Raw genomic sequence first — 15,508 nt, 5'->3', positions numbered from 1 at the left:
AATATATGGTTATATCTGCAATTTTAGTAGGTTTATTAGCAACATGTGGACAATGGTGGTTCTTTGGACCAATCACAAAATGTTTAGTTTATCCATTAACAACTGGTACATTGGTTGGTGTATTTATGGGAGAACCTATGACTGGTATGATCGCAGGAGCGACCATTCAGTTAATATATCTTGGATGGATCTCAGCAGGAGGTACCATGCCAAGTAATACGATCGTAGCTGGAATTTTTGGTACAGCACTTACGATCATGTCTGGAGCAGACCCTAAAATGGCTGTAACATTTGCTATCCCATTTAGTATGCTTGGATTATTATTAAATCAGGTATATATGACAGTAAATGCAGCATGGATTCATCAAGCAGACAAGTTATTGGAAAAAGGAAACATTAAAGGTGTAAGGATCATGAACTACCTGCCATCATTTTGTATGGCATTACTCTTATATGGAGTACCAGTTTTTGCAATGATCATGTTTGGAAGTGATTGGTCACAGTCTATGTTAAATGCGATTCCAGGAAGCATCATCAATGCATTAGAGGTTGTTGGAGGAATCATGCCTGCCTTAGGTATTGCAATGTTATTAAATTATCTTGGTAAAAAAACATTAATGCCATGGTTTTTCGCAGGATTTTTCTTGACAGAATATAGCAAACTTGATTTGACAGCAGTTTCAATCTTTGCAGCGGTCATAGCGATCATTTTATATTTTAATGATAAGAAAACTACAACAGCGCAGCAGGGAGAAAAGAAGAAAGTTAGACGTTTGTCTGTAAATAAGAAAGTAGAAGTAAAAGAGGTAGGTCAGAGTACAGAAGAAGCTGAGGAAATTACAAAAACAATTGATGGACCGAAAAAGAAATTATCAAAGAAAACATTGATCAAGACTTGGCTTTTAACTACAAGTACAGAAGCATGTTACAATTATGAAAGATTACAGGCACTAGGAATTGCGAACTTAATGATCACACCGATCAGAGCATTATATGACAAAGTAGAAGATCAGGTAGCAGAATTAAAGAAATACCTTGTATTTTATAATTCAGAAGTATTTACAATTGGACCGATCATTAATGGTATTACATGTTCAATGGAAGAGGCAAGAGCGAACGGAGAAAATGTTACAGCAAAAGATATCAACTCAGTAAGAACAGGATTGATGGGACCAGTAGCAGGTATTGGAGATACAGTAATGCAGGGAATCCTTTTCCCAATCTTATTTGGAATTGGATGCTCAATGGCATTAGATGGAAGTTATCTTGGACCAATTTTCGCGACAGTTGTATTTGAAGTATTGATTTTTGCATGTGGATATTTTATGTTTATGACAGGATATAAACAAGGAAAAACTTCACTGTTAAAGATTTTAAAAGATGGAACAGTAGATAAAATTATTAATTCTTTCAGTATTGTTGGATTAATGGTAGTAGGTTCTATGGCAGCAACTCGTGTAGCAGTAGATACACCATTAGCAATTAAAGTTGGTGAGGGAGTTACAAAAATCCAGACAGTTTTAAATTCATTAGCACCGGGATTAATCCCACTTGGAATTACAATGCTTGTATGGTGGATGCTTCGAAAGAAAGTAAATACATTATGGATCATCGTAGCGATCTTTGTTGTTGGTATCATTGGATACTATACAGGAATTTTAGGATATGTAGGATAATAAAAAGGAGATAATGCAAAAATAGGAGGCAAGAAATATGGTAAACATAATTTTGATCAGTCATGGAGAGTTTTGTGAGGGACTATTAAAATCACTGATCATGGTAACAGGAGACGATTATGGAATCAAAACATTAGCGTTGTATCCTGGAATGACGGCAGATACATATAGGGAAAAACTAGATCAGATAATTTTAGAAAATGAGAATTCAGAAGGAACACTGATCTTAGCAGATATTGTTTTTGGAACACCATTTCAGAGTGCAGCATATATGTCAAAAACACATAAGATCGGTCTGGTATCAGGAATGAATATGCCAATGCTGGTTGCAGTTGCCTCCGAAAGAACTGAAAGCAGTACACTAAAAGACTTAATTGAGATTGCAACAAATCCGGATTATCATGGAATTCAAGGAACTTTATTTGAGAAAGGAGAAACAAAGCGTCGTGGAAAACTTAGTATTAACAAGGATTGATGATCGTTTGATTCATGGACAGGTAATGACAGCATGGATCAAAAATAAAAAAGCAACACAGGTGGTGATCGTAGATGATCTTGTAGCAGAAGATGATTACATGATCGAAGTTTTAGAGATGGCAATTCCAGAAGAAATTGCCATCGGAATCTTCAACAAAGAAGATGGTGTTACATTCTTTTCACAAGGATTAGATGAACCAACGATACTTCTTGTGAAAGGACCGGAAGTATTAAATTATCTGGTAGACCATGGAATCAACATTGAAGAAGTTGATGTTGGAGGAATGGGAGCTGGAAATGATAGAAGTGTATTATACAAAAATATCTCTACTAGTTCAGAAGAAAATGATCAGTTCAGAGCATTATTAGGTAAAAATGTCAATGTTTTTATTCAGGTAATGCCAAACAACAAACCAGTAGATATCAGTAGCTATTTAAAATAAGGAGTGATCATATGAATACAGAAAAATTAACAGGAAAGGTTATTGTCATTACAGGAGCAGCAAGTGGAATGGGAGCAGCAATGGCAAAAGACTTTTCAGCAAGAGAAGCCAAAGTAGCGATTCTTGATATGAATGAAGAAAAAGCGCAGGAAGTTATAAAAGAAATTGAGGCAGCAGGTGGTGTTGCAACATTTTATAAGACAGATATCACAAACAAAACACAGATTGAGACGGCAGCTTCAGATGTAGAAGAAAAATTTGGACCAATCACATCTTGGGTAAATTCTGCAGGAGTTTCAAAGATGTTACCATTTCTTGATTGTGATGAAGAACTTTGGGATCTTACGATGAATGTTAATTTAAAAGGAACATTTTTATGTTGTCAGGTAGCAATTGATAAAATGTTAAAAAATGGTGGAGGAACAATCCTTAATATGTCTTCTCTGTCAGGAAAAAAAGCGAGCTCATGGCAGACAATCTATTGTGCAAGTAAATTTGGAGTACAGGGATTAACACAGTCTATCGCAAAAGAATTTGCGGACAAGAATATTCGTGTAAATTCTATTTGTCCAGGAATTGTACATACGGAAATGTGGGATCGATTGAAATATGAATATGCGAAAAAACGTGATTTAGATCCAGAGGAAGTACTACCTTATTTTAAGAAAAACATTCCAATGCATAAATTGGTAGATCTTCAAGATGTGATTCAGGCAGCCATCTTTTTACTGACAGATTGTTCTTCTTATTTAACAGGTCAATCTATTAATTTAGTTGGTGGAGAGTGGATGGATTAATGAAAAAGACATTGATTCTTTTAGCTGGATATCCAGGAACTGGAAAAAGTTATATGGCAAATATCATTATTAAAAACTTTCCAGAATTAAGATTATTGTCACCAGATGATATAAAAGAAAAATTTTGGGATAAATATGGGTTTGATACTTTAGAACAAAAAGAAGAATTAATTGTGAGAGCATGGAACACATACTATGATGAAATGGAACAAGATTTTTTACATGGGAAAAGTTTGATTTCTGATTATCCTTTTAGCTTAAAACAAAAACCAACATTGGAAAAGTTGACAAAACAATATGGATATCAGGTATGTACGATTCGTCTTATTGGACAGATTGAAGTTTTATTTGAAAGACAAAAACAAAGAGATTTGGATGATTCCAGACATTTAGGGCATATTTTAACAAGTTACCATAGATCAGATAGTAAAATAGAACGTAAAAATGCGGACAACCTTTTAGATTATACAGAATTTTATAAAAGATGTACGCAAAGAGGTTATGGCGAATTTGAGTTGGGAGATACGATAGAAGTAGATGTCAGTGATTATGAGAAAATTGAATATCCAAAGATACTACAGTGGTTAGAAGACAGAGTGTGAAAAAACAGGGGAATTTTAATTCTCCTGTTTTTTGCTTCATTTAATCTCTCTATAATGGATTCTTTGTTGTGAGTAAATATAAAACAAGTTATAATAAAAAGGAAACATTGGTCGTAAGGCAAAATTAATAGGAGGATCCGAATGAATCAAACATTAAAGCTGCCAGTTGGAATTGAGAATTTTGAAGATATTCGCAAGCTAGGATTTTATTATATAGATAAGACAAAATTAATTGAACAGCTCTTACAAAATTGGGGAAAAGTAAATCTGTTTACACGACCACGTCGTTTTGGAAAGACACTCAATATGAGTATGTTACGTACTTTTTTTGAAATTGGTATGGATAAATCACTTTTTGAAGGCCTATATATTTCTAAAAATAAAGAATTATGTGATGAATATATGGGTAAGTATCCAGTAATCTTTCTGTCATTGAAGGGAATCGATGGATTAACTTTTGAAGAAGCGATTATTCGGATTACAACGATTATTAAAAATGAAGCACGAAGACACCATTATCTAAAAAATAGTGATAAATTAATAGAAGAAGAGATTAAGCAATTTCAGAGCCTTTTAGATGGAAAAGCTGATGATATAACAGATAGTATCAGACTATTATCAGAACTTTTGTGCAAACATTATGGGAAGAAGACGATTATTCTTATTGATGAATATGATGTTCCGCTAGATAAAGCTTTTCAGAAAGGCTATTATGATGAAATGGTTGAACTCATGAGAGGTCTTTTGGGGCAAGTACTAAAAACAAATGATTTTCTACAATTTGCAGTTTTGACAGGATGTCTTAGAATTTCGAAAGAAAGCATTTTCACCGGACTTAATAATTTTGAAGTTTTATCTATTCTCAATGTTCAGTATGATGAATGTTTTGGATTTACCGATACAGAAGTGAAAAAGATTCTTAGCGATTATAATTTATCAGATCATTACCTTCAGATTAGGGAGTGGTATGATGGTTATCGTTTCGGAAATACAGATATCTATTACCCATGGGATGTGATTCGTTATTGTAAAAGTCTATGTGCAGATCCCGATGCATTACCAGAAGATTTTTGGTCTAATTCTAGCGGAAATGAAATTGTTCGCAGATTTATAGATAAGGCAGATATTCAGACAAAGAATGAGATTGAGCGTTTGATCAGTGGAGAGTGTATTGAAAAGGAAATTGTAGAGGAGCTTACCTATAATGAGTTGGATAAGAGTATAGAAAATTTGTGGAGTGTGCTTTTTACAACAGGATATCTAACACAACAGGGACGAACTCAAAATGGTAAATATCTTTTGTCGATACCAAATACAGAGATAAGAAATCTATTTACAAAAAAGATCAAAGAATGGTTTAGTGATGTTTCAAAAAATGATGGAAAAACACTAGAAATATTTTGTAATTCATTTATAGAGAAAAAAACAGAAAAAATTGAACAGCTTTTTGGAGATTATCTATGGAATACGATCAGTATAAGAGATACAGCAATCGCAAAAGAGAAGAAAGAAAATTTTTATCACGGAATTTTACTCGGTCTTCTTGGATATAAGTCAAGCTGGCTGATAAAGTCAAATGCAGAATCAGGAATCGGATACAGTGATATTCTGATAGAGGCTCCGGAGAATCGAACGGGAATCGTCATTGAATTAAAGTATGCCGAAGATGGAAATATGGATGCAGCGTGCAAGCAGGCTTTAAAACAGATTGAAGATAAAGACTATATTGCTAAATTGAAGCAAGATGGAATGCGAAATTTCATTAAATATGGTGTTGCTTGTTATAAGAAAGACTGTAAAGTCATGATTTATGAAGAATAAAAAACAACTGATGATGGGAGATATAAATATGGGGAAAGAAACATTTGAAGGAAAGAAAACTCATTGCACGATAGGAATAATTGGACATCGAGGTCATGGAAAAACGACTTTAACAGATGCAATTAAAAAAACTCTTACAACAAGAGAAGAGAGAAATATAAGCTTGACATCTAGCATTGAATATGGAGCTATCCTAGTAGTATCTGCAATAGATGGAATCATGTCACAAACAGCAGAACAGATCATGATTGCTCATCATATGGGAATGCAACATATCGTAGTATTTATGAATAAATGTGATATGGTAGATGATATGGAAATGCTGGAATTGGTAGAAATGGGGATTCGTGACCAGCTATATCAGTGCGGATTTGTTGGATCTGATATTCCGTTTATCTATGGATCTGCTTTAAAAGCCCTTGAAGATCCAGATGGAGAATGGGGAGATAAGATCATGGAATTGATGGATGCGGTGGATAAATACATTCCAGATTCACAGCCTGAAATGGATCAAGCTTCCTCTATACATACAAAGTTTACAGCAGAAGTATACATGTTAGATATCAATGAAGGTGGACGAGACACAGGATACTTTGATGGTGACCGTCTGCAGTTTTATTTCAAAACGACAGATGTAACAGGAGAGATTCAATTGCCAATAGAAATAGATATGGCTATGCCAGGGGAAACACTGGATATAACAATTGAATTAATTCAACCAATTAAGATAACAGAAGAAGAACCTTTTATCATTCGTGATGATGAATGTACGGTTGGATTGGGAAGAGTTGCTACAATCATCGAGTAATTCTTACTTCTACGATTGAATATGATAATTTTCAAAGACTCAGAAAGTTTAGGCTTTTTGAGTTTTTTTCTATGTTATACTGAAACTATCAATTGTAAGAAGGGAGAAACGTATGAAGAAAAGTAAAAATTTAAAAGGGAAAATTGGAGCTGTGATGCTTTCGTTGGTATTAGCATTGACTATGGTAGTTACACCATCTATGTTTACAACGAAAAGTGTATCAGCAGATGAAGAAAACACAGAAAATGTAAAAAGCCAGAAAATATTTGATAATTGGACAATGGCTGCACAGATAGCAGATAAAACAACAAATTATTTTGATGCTGATGGTACTCCTGATCTGCAGACAGCAGTGTTTTATACAGAATTGCAGTATGGAATAAAACCAAATACAAACGAGGAAATAAAAGCAGAAGATTTTTGCAAGAAAGTAAAAGATAATTTTACAGGAATCAAATCCTTCACAGAAGCAGATTTAGCAAAAATAAATCCACTTGGAATGTATACATATGATCAGGAAAATCATAAAATTATCATCCCAGGAGGTGGCGCTGGCAGCGGATTAATCTGTACGTTTATAGGACAAAATGAAGTGAATTTTGGAAACGTCAAGTATGGAAAATGGAAGGATCTTGCAGTGCCAAGTGAGGAACCATATTATATTGCGTTAGATGTTAAAGATAACGGTCAAATAAAAGCATATCGTGAGATTAAATCAGAAGATGTGTCTGTTGATGTTGATATTTATAGATATCAATATAGCGATGATGAAGAAGAACCTGTGAAAGTATCTTATTTAAAAGATTATAATAAAGGTAAAAAAGCATTTCTTCCCAATGATGATCACTATAATTTATCATTGTATATAAATATCAAAGATGGCGAAGAAAATCATATATTTAACGAAGACAATTTTGGGGATCAGTCTTTAAAAGTTAGAATTGAAAGTCAAAACAAAGACATTTTGACAATAAATGAAGACGAAGACGGAGATTTCAGAATTCTAACAGATGGTATAGGAACATCAGATTTAAAATACAAAGTACAAACAGAATCTGTAAGTGATGATGATAATACAATTTTTGAAGGAACAATTCCATGTAATGTGTATGACTTGTCAATCGATGCAGGAACTGATGGGGGATTATGTTTATTGCCAAATGAAAGCAGACAGTTAAGTGCTAAAATCAATGGCATTGATGAAAATGAAGTCACATATAAATGGAAAACAACACAAGGTACACTGGAAAATGCAGATCAGCAAACATGCAAAATTATTGCACCATCAACAACATTGAGTAGTGAAGCAAATAATGTAGTTAGTGTCAAAGCTTATATTAATAATGGTCAGGATGAGCTTGATACAGCAGAAGAATATTTTATAGTACAAGATTGTAATTTATCAGTAATACATGAACTTATGACAGATAGAGGTTATGTAGTACAGACAGGTGATACATTGAAAGCAGGACAAGCTTACAGGATTAGACTGAATGGTGCACTTCCTGGTTTTGGTATTGGAAACACAGACCATACATTCTATATTCTTAAATTTGAACAAGATGGAGACTCTGTAGTTCTTGATGAGAATAAAGAAGATCTTGTAGATAATAATTTTGCTACAATTTCAGTCGGTGTATTTGGTGGAGAGCCAAATAGAATGATTACTCCAAAGAAAGCTGGAAAATTAACGGTCACTGGAACTATTTATCGTGAAAATAAAGAATTTAAAACAGAAACCAAAACATTTACAGTGGAAAGCGATAATACTCCAAGTGAATCAACGAAGCCAGACCCAACACCAAACCCAAGCAATCCTACACCAAGCCAGCCAACAACAGCTGCACCAGCGACAACAACCCCAGCCAAAGTAACAGTCAAGAAAACAACTCTAAAAAGTGCTAAAAATGCCAAAGGCAAAAAACTAGTTGTAAAATGGAAAAAGAACACAGCTGGAAACGGATATCAGATTCAGTATTCCACAAGCAAGAAATTTGCCAAAGGAAACAAAACAGAGACAATCAGCAAGAACAAAACGACAAGTTACACAATTAAGAAGCTGAAAAAGAAAAAGACATATTATGTACGTATCCGTACATACAAGAAAGTTTCTGGAAAGACATACTACTCTGAATGGAGCAGTGTGAAAAAAGTAAAGATCAAAAAATAAATATCAGATCAAATAAAAATAGTGTCAAGATCAATAAAAATCTTGGCACTATTTTACGTTAGAAAAATCTATCGTATTTTGCAATCAATCAATTTTTAATATAAGGAACCATCACTTCCAGAATCTCAAGCACATGATCTCTCTGTGATGGATTAAGTTCAGCTGCAATTTCCATCAATTGATTATTGTGATGAGCCGGGGTATCAACATCAAATATTCTTTGCCCATCACCAAATAAAAGATAATCAGCAGATACATCCAATGCAGTAGTAAGAGAAGCAAAACTATGAATAGACATGGCTTTGCGTCCAGCTTCGATTTCATAGATATAATGCTGACTGACACCAGCTTTTTCAGCAAGCATTTCCTGTGTCAGATCTTGCCCTTTTCGGGTAAGTTTGATGCGTTTTCCTAATTCTTTTAAATCGATTTTCATAAAATACCTCCATAAAAAATAGTATTACCAGGAGTTATGAAAAACCACTATCCAACAGTGACAGTGACGACTATAAATATTGCTGACAGCAACATTGAATGTTATGATAGATAGGAAAATGAGAAAAAACGAGAAAGAAGGAGTCATGCAGAGAGAAAACGAGCGTATTATCTATCATTTGATGCATTTTAATAAGAAGGATAAGGAGTGGAGTGAGAGACCATATTTACTCTTGGAAGATATGGCAATTGTTTTTGATATTCTTGATCTGGATGATCGATCCATACAAAGAATCGATCATAAAAAGGCAAACAAAGAACAATGGTCGGATCAGTTTTTATGGGAGAGTGCAAAGAAGAATACAAAACAGCTTCTGCCTGCTAAATTTGAGCCTGTATATAAAGATTTCCGAGGACATACCGAAGACAGACCGGTATTTATGGTGTCAAACAAAATACAGAGATATGGAGCAGCTGTTATTTGTTATGAATATTTTCTGGATGATATTTCTAGAAAATATAACAAGAGTTTGTATCTCCTGCCAACCAGTATTCATGAAATGTTATTACTGTTTGATGACGGAGAAGATCAGGAAGAGGATCTATTGCACATATTAGAGAAGTCTGATCAGCAATTAAGCAAAGAAGAATTTCTGTCAGAAAATATCTATTATTATGATAAATATAAGGGAGAGTTGATCAGCTTATTTTAGTGTTGAAGTTTTGATACGAATAACGTATGATAAAGAAAACTGACCAAACAAAGAAAGGGGTAGAGCTCATGATACCAGGGATCGTAATCGGAGTGATCGTGCTTATCATCGTGATATGGCTGATCAGTTCATACAATGGATTTGTAACATTAAGAAACAAGACAGAAGAGGCATTTTCAGCAATCGATGTGTCATTAAAGAAGCGTTATGACTTGATTCCAAACTATGTAGAAACCGTCAAAGGTTATGCGAAACACGAATCAGAGACATTAGAGAAAGTCGTAGCCGCAAGAAATCAGGCGATGACAGCAACGAATATCGATGATAAGATCAAACAGGAAAATGTACTGTCAGGAGCACTGAAATCTTTATTTGCAGTATCTGAAAGTTATCCGGAATTAAAGGCAAATGAGAACTTTAATAAACTGCAAGATCAGCTTCAGAGACTAGAAGAAGAAATCGCAGGCTCCAGAAGATATTATAACGGGGTTGTAAACCGCTACAATACAAAGACAGAATTATTCCCTGGCAATATCATAGCAGGAATCTTTGGATTTAAGAGAAAACCATTATTTGAGGTTTCGAATGAATCTGAGCGTGAGAATGTACAAGTAAAATTCTAAGGAACGGACAGGGGGAAAGCACTATGAGAAAGTGGATTACCTGTACCATAATGGCAGTCATGATGGCTGCCATGATTTTTATGGGGACAGGAAACAATGTGTTTGCAAATGATGAAGTTACATATGATTCGAATATGCAGACAAAGAAATTTGATGTTAATGTCAAGATTGGGAAAGACGGAAGTTATACAGTAACGGAGAATATCAAAGTAAAATTTGTTAATCCAAGACATGGAATTTACCGCTATATTCCATACAAAGGGAATGTGGTAACGATCGACAAGAATGGAGGTCAGAAAAAACTACTTTATTATGCAGATTTTGATCTGCTAAAAAATGACAGCAATACAGATTTACAAGAAGATTCTGATGGTAACAGTGAGGTATTGCAGTTTGGTTCCGAGGATTATACGGTAAACGAAGGAAATTATAAATTCACGTATCAGCTGACACCACAATATCAGGGAGATACATTTGATTATTTGTATTACAATATTTTTCCAACTCTCTGGAGAAATAACATACCAAAAGGAAGTACATTTACGATTCATTTTCCAAAGAAAACAGATCTTAAAAGTGTGAATTTTTTCTATGGGCGTTATGGTGAATCAAAGAATGCAAAGGATGTGCTGACTTTAAAATATAATGAGAAAAATGCGCAGATCACAGGAACATTGAAGAAGACTTTACCATTTAAAAATGGATTGACATGTTACAGTGATCTAGGAGATGGGTATTTTACAGAAAGAAATGAAATCGGAGCGGGTGGATTTATTTTTGTGGTCACGATTGGAATTCTTCTGATCACAGCTGTGCTATTTGCCAGGTTTGGACGCGATGAAAAGATCATCCCATCTATCCAATATCAGCCACCAGAAGGAATGGACAGTGCGGTTGTTGGATATGTAATAGATGGATCTGTAGATGACAAAGACGTTATTTCATTGATCCTTTACTGGGCAGATAAGGGATATCTGAAGATGAAAGAAAAAGGCAAAGAAGATATGGAGTTTATCAAACTTAAAGATATTCCTGAATCAGAGCCAAGATACCAGCAAACGATGTTTAAAGAGTTATTTAAGAAGAAAGATCAAGTGAACGCTTCTTCACTGCAATATAAATTTGCAGATACAGTTGCTATTGTAAAAGATGATATTAAGTATGAGTATAGGAAAAAGATTTATACAACATCCTCAAAATCTGCAAGAATTATATCATTTGTACTAATGCAGCTTCCAATCTGTTTATTTGCATTTGTTATGATGCTGTACAGTCCAGATGGAATCTTAAATCTTATCCTTCCATTGATGGCATGGATTTTATACTTTATCGGAATGTTCCTTGCATGTCACAGTGTAGATAAATGGTATGCTATTTCAAAAGGAGCAAGAACTGGCCTGCCGATTGCGTCTGCATTACTTTCTATTTTAGGATTTATTTTCTATGGATTGTATTATTATGTGAAGATACAGAGAGGTGAATTATTTGATTTCTTTGGTGTGTATCTTGTCATTGTTGTGGTATTATTTATCGGAGTGATTTTAACGGTATTTATGAAGAGGAGAACCCATCAGTGTGTGGAATGGATGGGGTATTTAGCAGGACTTCGTGATTTCATTGAGACAGCAGAGTTAGATCGAATGAAAGTACTGGCAAAAGACCAACCAGGTATGTTTTATCATATTCTACCTTATTCTATGGTATTTGGATTATTTGATCTATATGCAAAGAAACTGGATGCATTAAAACTCCCTGCACCAGATTGGTATGTCTATGGTGGCAGTGATCCTTACTTCCATTATTACATGATGGGACATTATATGGATCATGTGGTGTCCGAGAATCTGACGATCGTGGAACCATCCAAAGACAGCGGAGGCTCTGGTGGATTTTCTGGTGGCGGAGGATTCTCCGGAGGTGGATTCGGAGGCGGCGGAGGCGGCAGCTGGTGACCGATTGTTGATAGTTATTTTGTAACATAAATATAATTGTGGATAATTTTCTCTTTATACAAGTTTATAATTTCTTTAGAATTGTTTAGATTTAGAATATTGAATGAAGTGGAGATTTTGGTATACTTAAGACATAGTTTTTCATATATATTTTAATCCTCTCTTTTCATTATAGTGGGCTGCATGGTTGCAGCCCACTTTTTTATGCTAAAAAACAGCTAAAATATTACAAAGGTGTTTTGCTTTAACTGTTTTCTGTTATACTAAAGAAAATCAGAAATAAATTTTACTAGTTATTTGGTTAGGAGGTAGTTATTTATGAACATAAAAGGTCTTACAGATAAAGAAGTAAAGGAATCTAGAGCCAAATATGGCTCCAATGAGATTCCGGACTCTGAGCCGACAACATTTTGGCAGGAGTTTAAGGAGACGTTTCAGGATCCGATGATCCGGGTGCTGCTTGTGATCGCGGGTCTGATGATCGTAATGTTTTTCTTTGGGTATGCAGAGATTTATGAGCCAACAGGTACGATCGTAGCGGTTTTGATCGTGGCGTTTGTTACGGCGAAGACTGGGGTTGCCAGTGATACGAAGTATCGAGAATTGAAGGAAAGTGCGAAGAAAGATCAGTGTAAGGTCCACAGAAATGGTGTCGTGGCAGTCATTGATGTCGATGATGTGGTTGTCGGTGATCAGGTGCTATTGCAGTCGGGGGATAAGATTCCTGCGGATGGTATTTTGCATGAAGGAAGTTTAAGAGTGAATAATTCTGCTTTAAATGGAGAAGCAGAGGAGTGTGAGAAGAAGGCAGCCGGAGAGAATGTTTATCTAGCGGAGGAGATTACGGGAGATACATTTGTAGATTCGTATTCTTTGTTCCGTGGGGCTGTGATCTTTGATGGGGAAGGTGTGATGGATGTCCAGAGAGTTGGACTCCATACAATGATGGGAAAGATGGCTGAGGAGATGCAGGAAGAAGAACCAGATTCTCCATTGAAGGTCAAACTTTCTAAGCTTGCTGATCAGATTTCTAAGTTTGGATATATTGGTGCGATCGTGATCGCAGCGTTATATTTTGGATATTTTATTTTAATGGCTGGTGGTATTCAGGCATATTTTGCTATGGGTGTTGCGAAGGTTGTTGAGGATTTGATCAATGCAGTTTCACTGGCGGTTGTAATTATCGTCTGTGCGGTTCCAGAGGGGCTTCCTTTGATGATCTCGCTTGTTTTGATGCAGAATACGAGTAAGATGTTAGATCATAATGTATTGGTCCGTAAAGCGGAAGGAATTGAGACTGCAGGTTCCCTGAATATCTTATTTAGTGATAAGACAGGAACGATCACAAAAGGGGAGTTGGAAGTTGTTGACTTTTTTACAGCAGATGGAACTTCCATTCCGCCAAAAGAATTAAAACAGCATGGAAAAGTAAAGGGATTATTAGATCTTGCGATCGGGAAAAACACGCAGGCGATGTTTGATGTATACCATAAAGTTATTGGTGGGAATGCGACGGATCAGGCGTTATTAAAATTTATTGGAGAAGAGACATTTTATATGTTAGATGAGAACAAAGAATGTAAAGTTACAACACATCAGGGATTTAACTCATCCAATAAATTCAGTCAGGCAAGAATTGAAGTGTTAGGAAAAACATTTTATAAAGGTGCGCCAGAACGTTTACTTACAAAGGCAGTAAAATATATAAACGCAGATGGGGAGATCAAAGAGATCGATCATAAGGCATTAAATGCGAAAATCGATGCATTGGCAGCAAAAGCAATGCGTGTTCTTGCATTTGGCTATTCAGAGAAAGAACTTGTAAAGAATCAGATCAATGATGATCTTGTACTCATAGGGTTAGTTGCGATCAGGGATGATGTCCGACCATCCGCAAAAGATGCGATCAGAGAAGTTCAGGAAGCTGGAATTCAAGTTGTAATGATCACAGGTGACCGCTTGGAGACGGCAGTAGCGATCGCAAAGGATGCAGGATTATTAAAGAATGAATCAGACAGAGCATTATCTTCTGCACAGTTAAATCAGATGAGTGATGATGAAGTCAAAGCGATCCTTCCAGAGATCCGTGTTATTGCAAGGGCATTGCCGACAGATAAGTCAAGAATGGTACGTCTGTGCCAGGAAATGAATCTTGTCGTAGGTATGACAGGTGATGGTGTCAATGACTCTCCAGCATTGAAACGAGCAGATGTCGGATTTGCGATGGGAAGTGGAACGGAAGCTGCGAAAGAAGCTGGTAAGATCGTCATTTTGGATGATAATTTCTCATCGATCAAAGATGCCATCTGGTATGGAAGAACGATCTATCATAATATCTTGAAGTTCTGTAGATTTCAGCTAGTGATCAACGTGGCAGCCGTTGTTGTCAGCGCGGTTGCACCATTTTTTGGTGTGGAAGAACCATTGAAGGTTACACATTTACTATTTGTAAATCTAGTCATGGATGGTCTTGGAGCTATGATGCTTGGAAATGAACCAGCACTTCATAAATATATGAAAGAGGCACCAAGAAAACGTGATGAGAGTATTATCAGTAAAGATATGGCAATACAGATCGGATGGTCAGGAGTATGGTTGGTTATTTTAAGTTTTCTATTCTTAAAACTTCCAGTGATCAGTCATATATTTGACAATGAAGCCGAACATTTGACAGCGTATTTTGTATTATTTATCTTTAGTGCATTATTTAATGGATTCAATGTTAGAGATGACAGGTTTGGAATCTTTAAACGATTAAATGAAAATCCAGATTTCTTAAAGGTATTCTTTATCATCATGTTAGTACAGATCATTATCGTAAATGCAGCACTGATTCCGTTTCCACTATTTACATGGATCGGAAATATGTTTAGCTGCATTCCATTTGGGGCAAAAGGCTGGATTGTCACAGTCTTGTTGTCAATGACGATGATTCCTGTGGATTGTCTGAGAAAATTAGTATTCAAATGTGGAAAATAAGTTGATAAGATA

At 35.5% G+C, this 15,508-nt stretch carries 13 protein-coding genes; 12 read left to right on the top strand and 1 reads right to left on the bottom strand.

Annotation, left to right across the window (positions count from 1 at the left end; all coding sequences use genetic code 11):
* Window positions 1-5 precede the first annotated feature (5 nt).
* The 8 genes from OCV53_RS01100 (at window position 6) to OCV53_RS01065 (ending at window position 8,794) form a co-directional block, all read left to right on the top strand.
* Window positions 6-1,676, top strand: coding sequence for a PTS system mannose/fructose/sorbose family transporter subunit IID (locus OCV53_RS01100; RefSeq protein ID WP_044921748.1), 1,671 nt, complete (start codon window positions 6-8; stop codon window positions 1,674-1,676).
* 37 nt (window positions 1,677-1,713) lie between these two features.
* On the top strand, window positions 1,714-2,151 hold the full coding sequence (locus tag OCV53_RS01095; protein ID WP_009204256.1) for a PTS sugar transporter subunit IIA: 438 nt from the start codon (window positions 1,714-1,716) through the stop codon (window positions 2,149-2,151).
* Window positions 2,123-2,596, top strand: a complete 474-nt coding sequence (locus OCV53_RS01090) for a PTS sugar transporter subunit IIB (protein ID WP_009204257.1) — start codon at window positions 2,123-2,125, stop codon at window positions 2,594-2,596. Before OCV53_RS01095 ends, OCV53_RS01090 begins: the two co-directional genes overlap by 29 nt.
* Window positions 2,597-2,607: 11 nt before the next feature.
* Complete coding sequence (locus tag OCV53_RS01085; protein ID WP_009204258.1) at window positions 2,608-3,393, top strand: SDR family NAD(P)-dependent oxidoreductase; 786 nt, start codon at window positions 2,608-2,610, stop codon at window positions 3,391-3,393.
* Complete coding sequence (locus tag OCV53_RS01080; RefSeq protein ID WP_055196321.1) at window positions 3,393-3,995, top strand: P-loop nucleotide/nucleoside kinase family protein; 603 nt, start codon at window positions 3,393-3,395, stop codon at window positions 3,993-3,995. The genes OCV53_RS01085 and OCV53_RS01080 overlap by 1 nt, the downstream gene beginning before the upstream one ends.
* A gap of 141 nt (window positions 3,996-4,136) precedes the next feature.
* The gene (locus OCV53_RS01075; RefSeq protein ID WP_055196320.1) at window positions 4,137-5,816 is read left to right on the top strand and encodes an AAA family ATPase; all 1,680 of its coding nucleotides are present in this window, start codon (window positions 4,137-4,139) and stop codon (window positions 5,814-5,816) included.
* A 28-nt stretch (window positions 5,817-5,844) separates the two neighbouring features.
* Window positions 5,845-6,624, top strand: a complete 780-nt coding sequence (locus tag OCV53_RS01070) for a GTP-binding protein (RefSeq protein WP_081019901.1) — start codon at window positions 5,845-5,847, stop codon at window positions 6,622-6,624.
* A gap of 112 nt (window positions 6,625-6,736) precedes the next feature.
* Complete coding sequence (locus tag OCV53_RS01065) at window positions 6,737-8,794, top strand: fibronectin type III domain-containing protein (protein ID WP_055196319.1); 2,058 nt, start codon at window positions 6,737-6,739, stop codon at window positions 8,792-8,794.
* A gap of 88 nt (window positions 8,795-8,882) precedes the next feature.
* On the opposite strand, the gene OCV53_RS01060 is transcribed toward OCV53_RS01065, so the two are convergent.
* Window positions 8,883-9,230 (bottom strand): helix-turn-helix domain-containing protein, encoded by a 348-nt coding sequence (locus OCV53_RS01060; RefSeq protein ID WP_008393914.1) that lies wholly within the window; start codon window positions 9,228-9,230, stop codon window positions 8,883-8,885.
* Between the two features lie 118 nt (window positions 9,231-9,348).
* Here OCV53_RS01060 and OCV53_RS01055 point away from each other — a divergent pair, with 118 nt between their 5' ends.
* The 4 genes from OCV53_RS01055 (at window position 9,349) to OCV53_RS01040 (ending at window position 15,496) form a co-directional block, all read left to right on the top strand.
* A complete protein-coding gene (locus OCV53_RS01055; RefSeq protein WP_242852079.1) occupies window positions 9,349-9,942 on the top strand; it encodes a DUF5688 family protein in 594 nt (197 codons plus the stop codon).
* A gap of 68 nt (window positions 9,943-10,010) precedes the next feature.
* Complete coding sequence (locus tag OCV53_RS01050) at window positions 10,011-10,565, top strand: LemA family protein (protein WP_015530654.1); 555 nt, start codon at window positions 10,011-10,013, stop codon at window positions 10,563-10,565.
* Between the two features lie 23 nt (window positions 10,566-10,588).
* The gene (locus OCV53_RS01045; protein WP_242852078.1) at window positions 10,589-12,517 is read left to right on the top strand and encodes a DUF2207 domain-containing protein; all 1,929 of its coding nucleotides are present in this window, start codon (window positions 10,589-10,591) and stop codon (window positions 12,515-12,517) included.
* A 318-nt stretch (window positions 12,518-12,835) separates the two neighbouring features.
* On the top strand, window positions 12,836-15,496 hold the full coding sequence (locus OCV53_RS01040) for a calcium-translocating P-type ATPase, PMCA-type (RefSeq protein ID WP_055196317.1): 2,661 nt from the start codon (window positions 12,836-12,838) through the stop codon (window positions 15,494-15,496).
* Window positions 15,497-15,508 lie beyond the last annotated feature (12 nt).

The sequence above is a fragment of the Anaerostipes amylophilus genome (assembly GCF_025567365.1).
Classification (GTDB): domain Bacteria; phylum Bacillota; class Clostridia; order Lachnospirales; family Lachnospiraceae; genus Anaerostipes; species Anaerostipes amylophilus.
This window is presented reverse-complemented; position numbering and strand designations above follow the sequence as displayed.

What these genes read in the sequence shown, in the direction of transcription:
- OCV53_RS01070 (WP_081019901.1), top strand. Translation starts at nt 5,845, where the DNA reads ATGGGGAAAGAAACATTTGAAGGAAAGAAAACTCATTGCACGATAGGA.
- OCV53_RS01040 (WP_055196317.1), top strand. Translation starts at nt 12,836, where the DNA reads ATGAACATAAAAGGTCTTACAGATAAAGAAGTAAAGGAATCTAGAGCC.
- OCV53_RS01045 (WP_242852078.1), top strand. Translation starts at nt 10,589, where the DNA reads ATGAGAAAGTGGATTACCTGTACCATAATGGCAGTCATGATGGCTGCC.
- OCV53_RS01095 (WP_009204256.1), top strand. Translation starts at nt 1,714, where the DNA reads ATGGTAAACATAATTTTGATCAGTCATGGAGAGTTTTGTGAGGGACTA.
- OCV53_RS01075 (WP_055196320.1), top strand. Translation starts at nt 4,137, where the DNA reads ATGAATCAAACATTAAAGCTGCCAGTTGGAATTGAGAATTTTGAAGAT.
- OCV53_RS01080 (WP_055196321.1), top strand. Translation starts at nt 3,393, where the DNA reads ATGAAAAAGACATTGATTCTTTTAGCTGGATATCCAGGAACTGGAAAA.
- OCV53_RS01055 (WP_242852079.1), top strand. Translation starts at nt 9,349, where the DNA reads ATGAGAAAAAACGAGAAAGAAGGAGTCATGCAGAGAGAAAACGAGCGT.
- OCV53_RS01050 (WP_015530654.1), top strand. Translation starts at nt 10,011, where the DNA reads ATGATACCAGGGATCGTAATCGGAGTGATCGTGCTTATCATCGTGATA.
- OCV53_RS01085 (WP_009204258.1), top strand. Translation starts at nt 2,608, where the DNA reads ATGAATACAGAAAAATTAACAGGAAAGGTTATTGTCATTACAGGAGCA.
- OCV53_RS01100 (WP_044921748.1), top strand. Translation starts at nt 6, where the DNA reads ATGGTTATATCTGCAATTTTAGTAGGTTTATTAGCAACATGTGGACAA.
- OCV53_RS01060 (WP_008393914.1), bottom strand. Translation starts at nt 9,230, where the DNA reads ATGAAAATCGATTTAAAAGAATTAGGAAAACGCATCAAACTTACCCGA.
- OCV53_RS01065 (WP_055196319.1), top strand. Translation starts at nt 6,737, where the DNA reads ATGAAGAAAAGTAAAAATTTAAAAGGGAAAATTGGAGCTGTGATGCTT.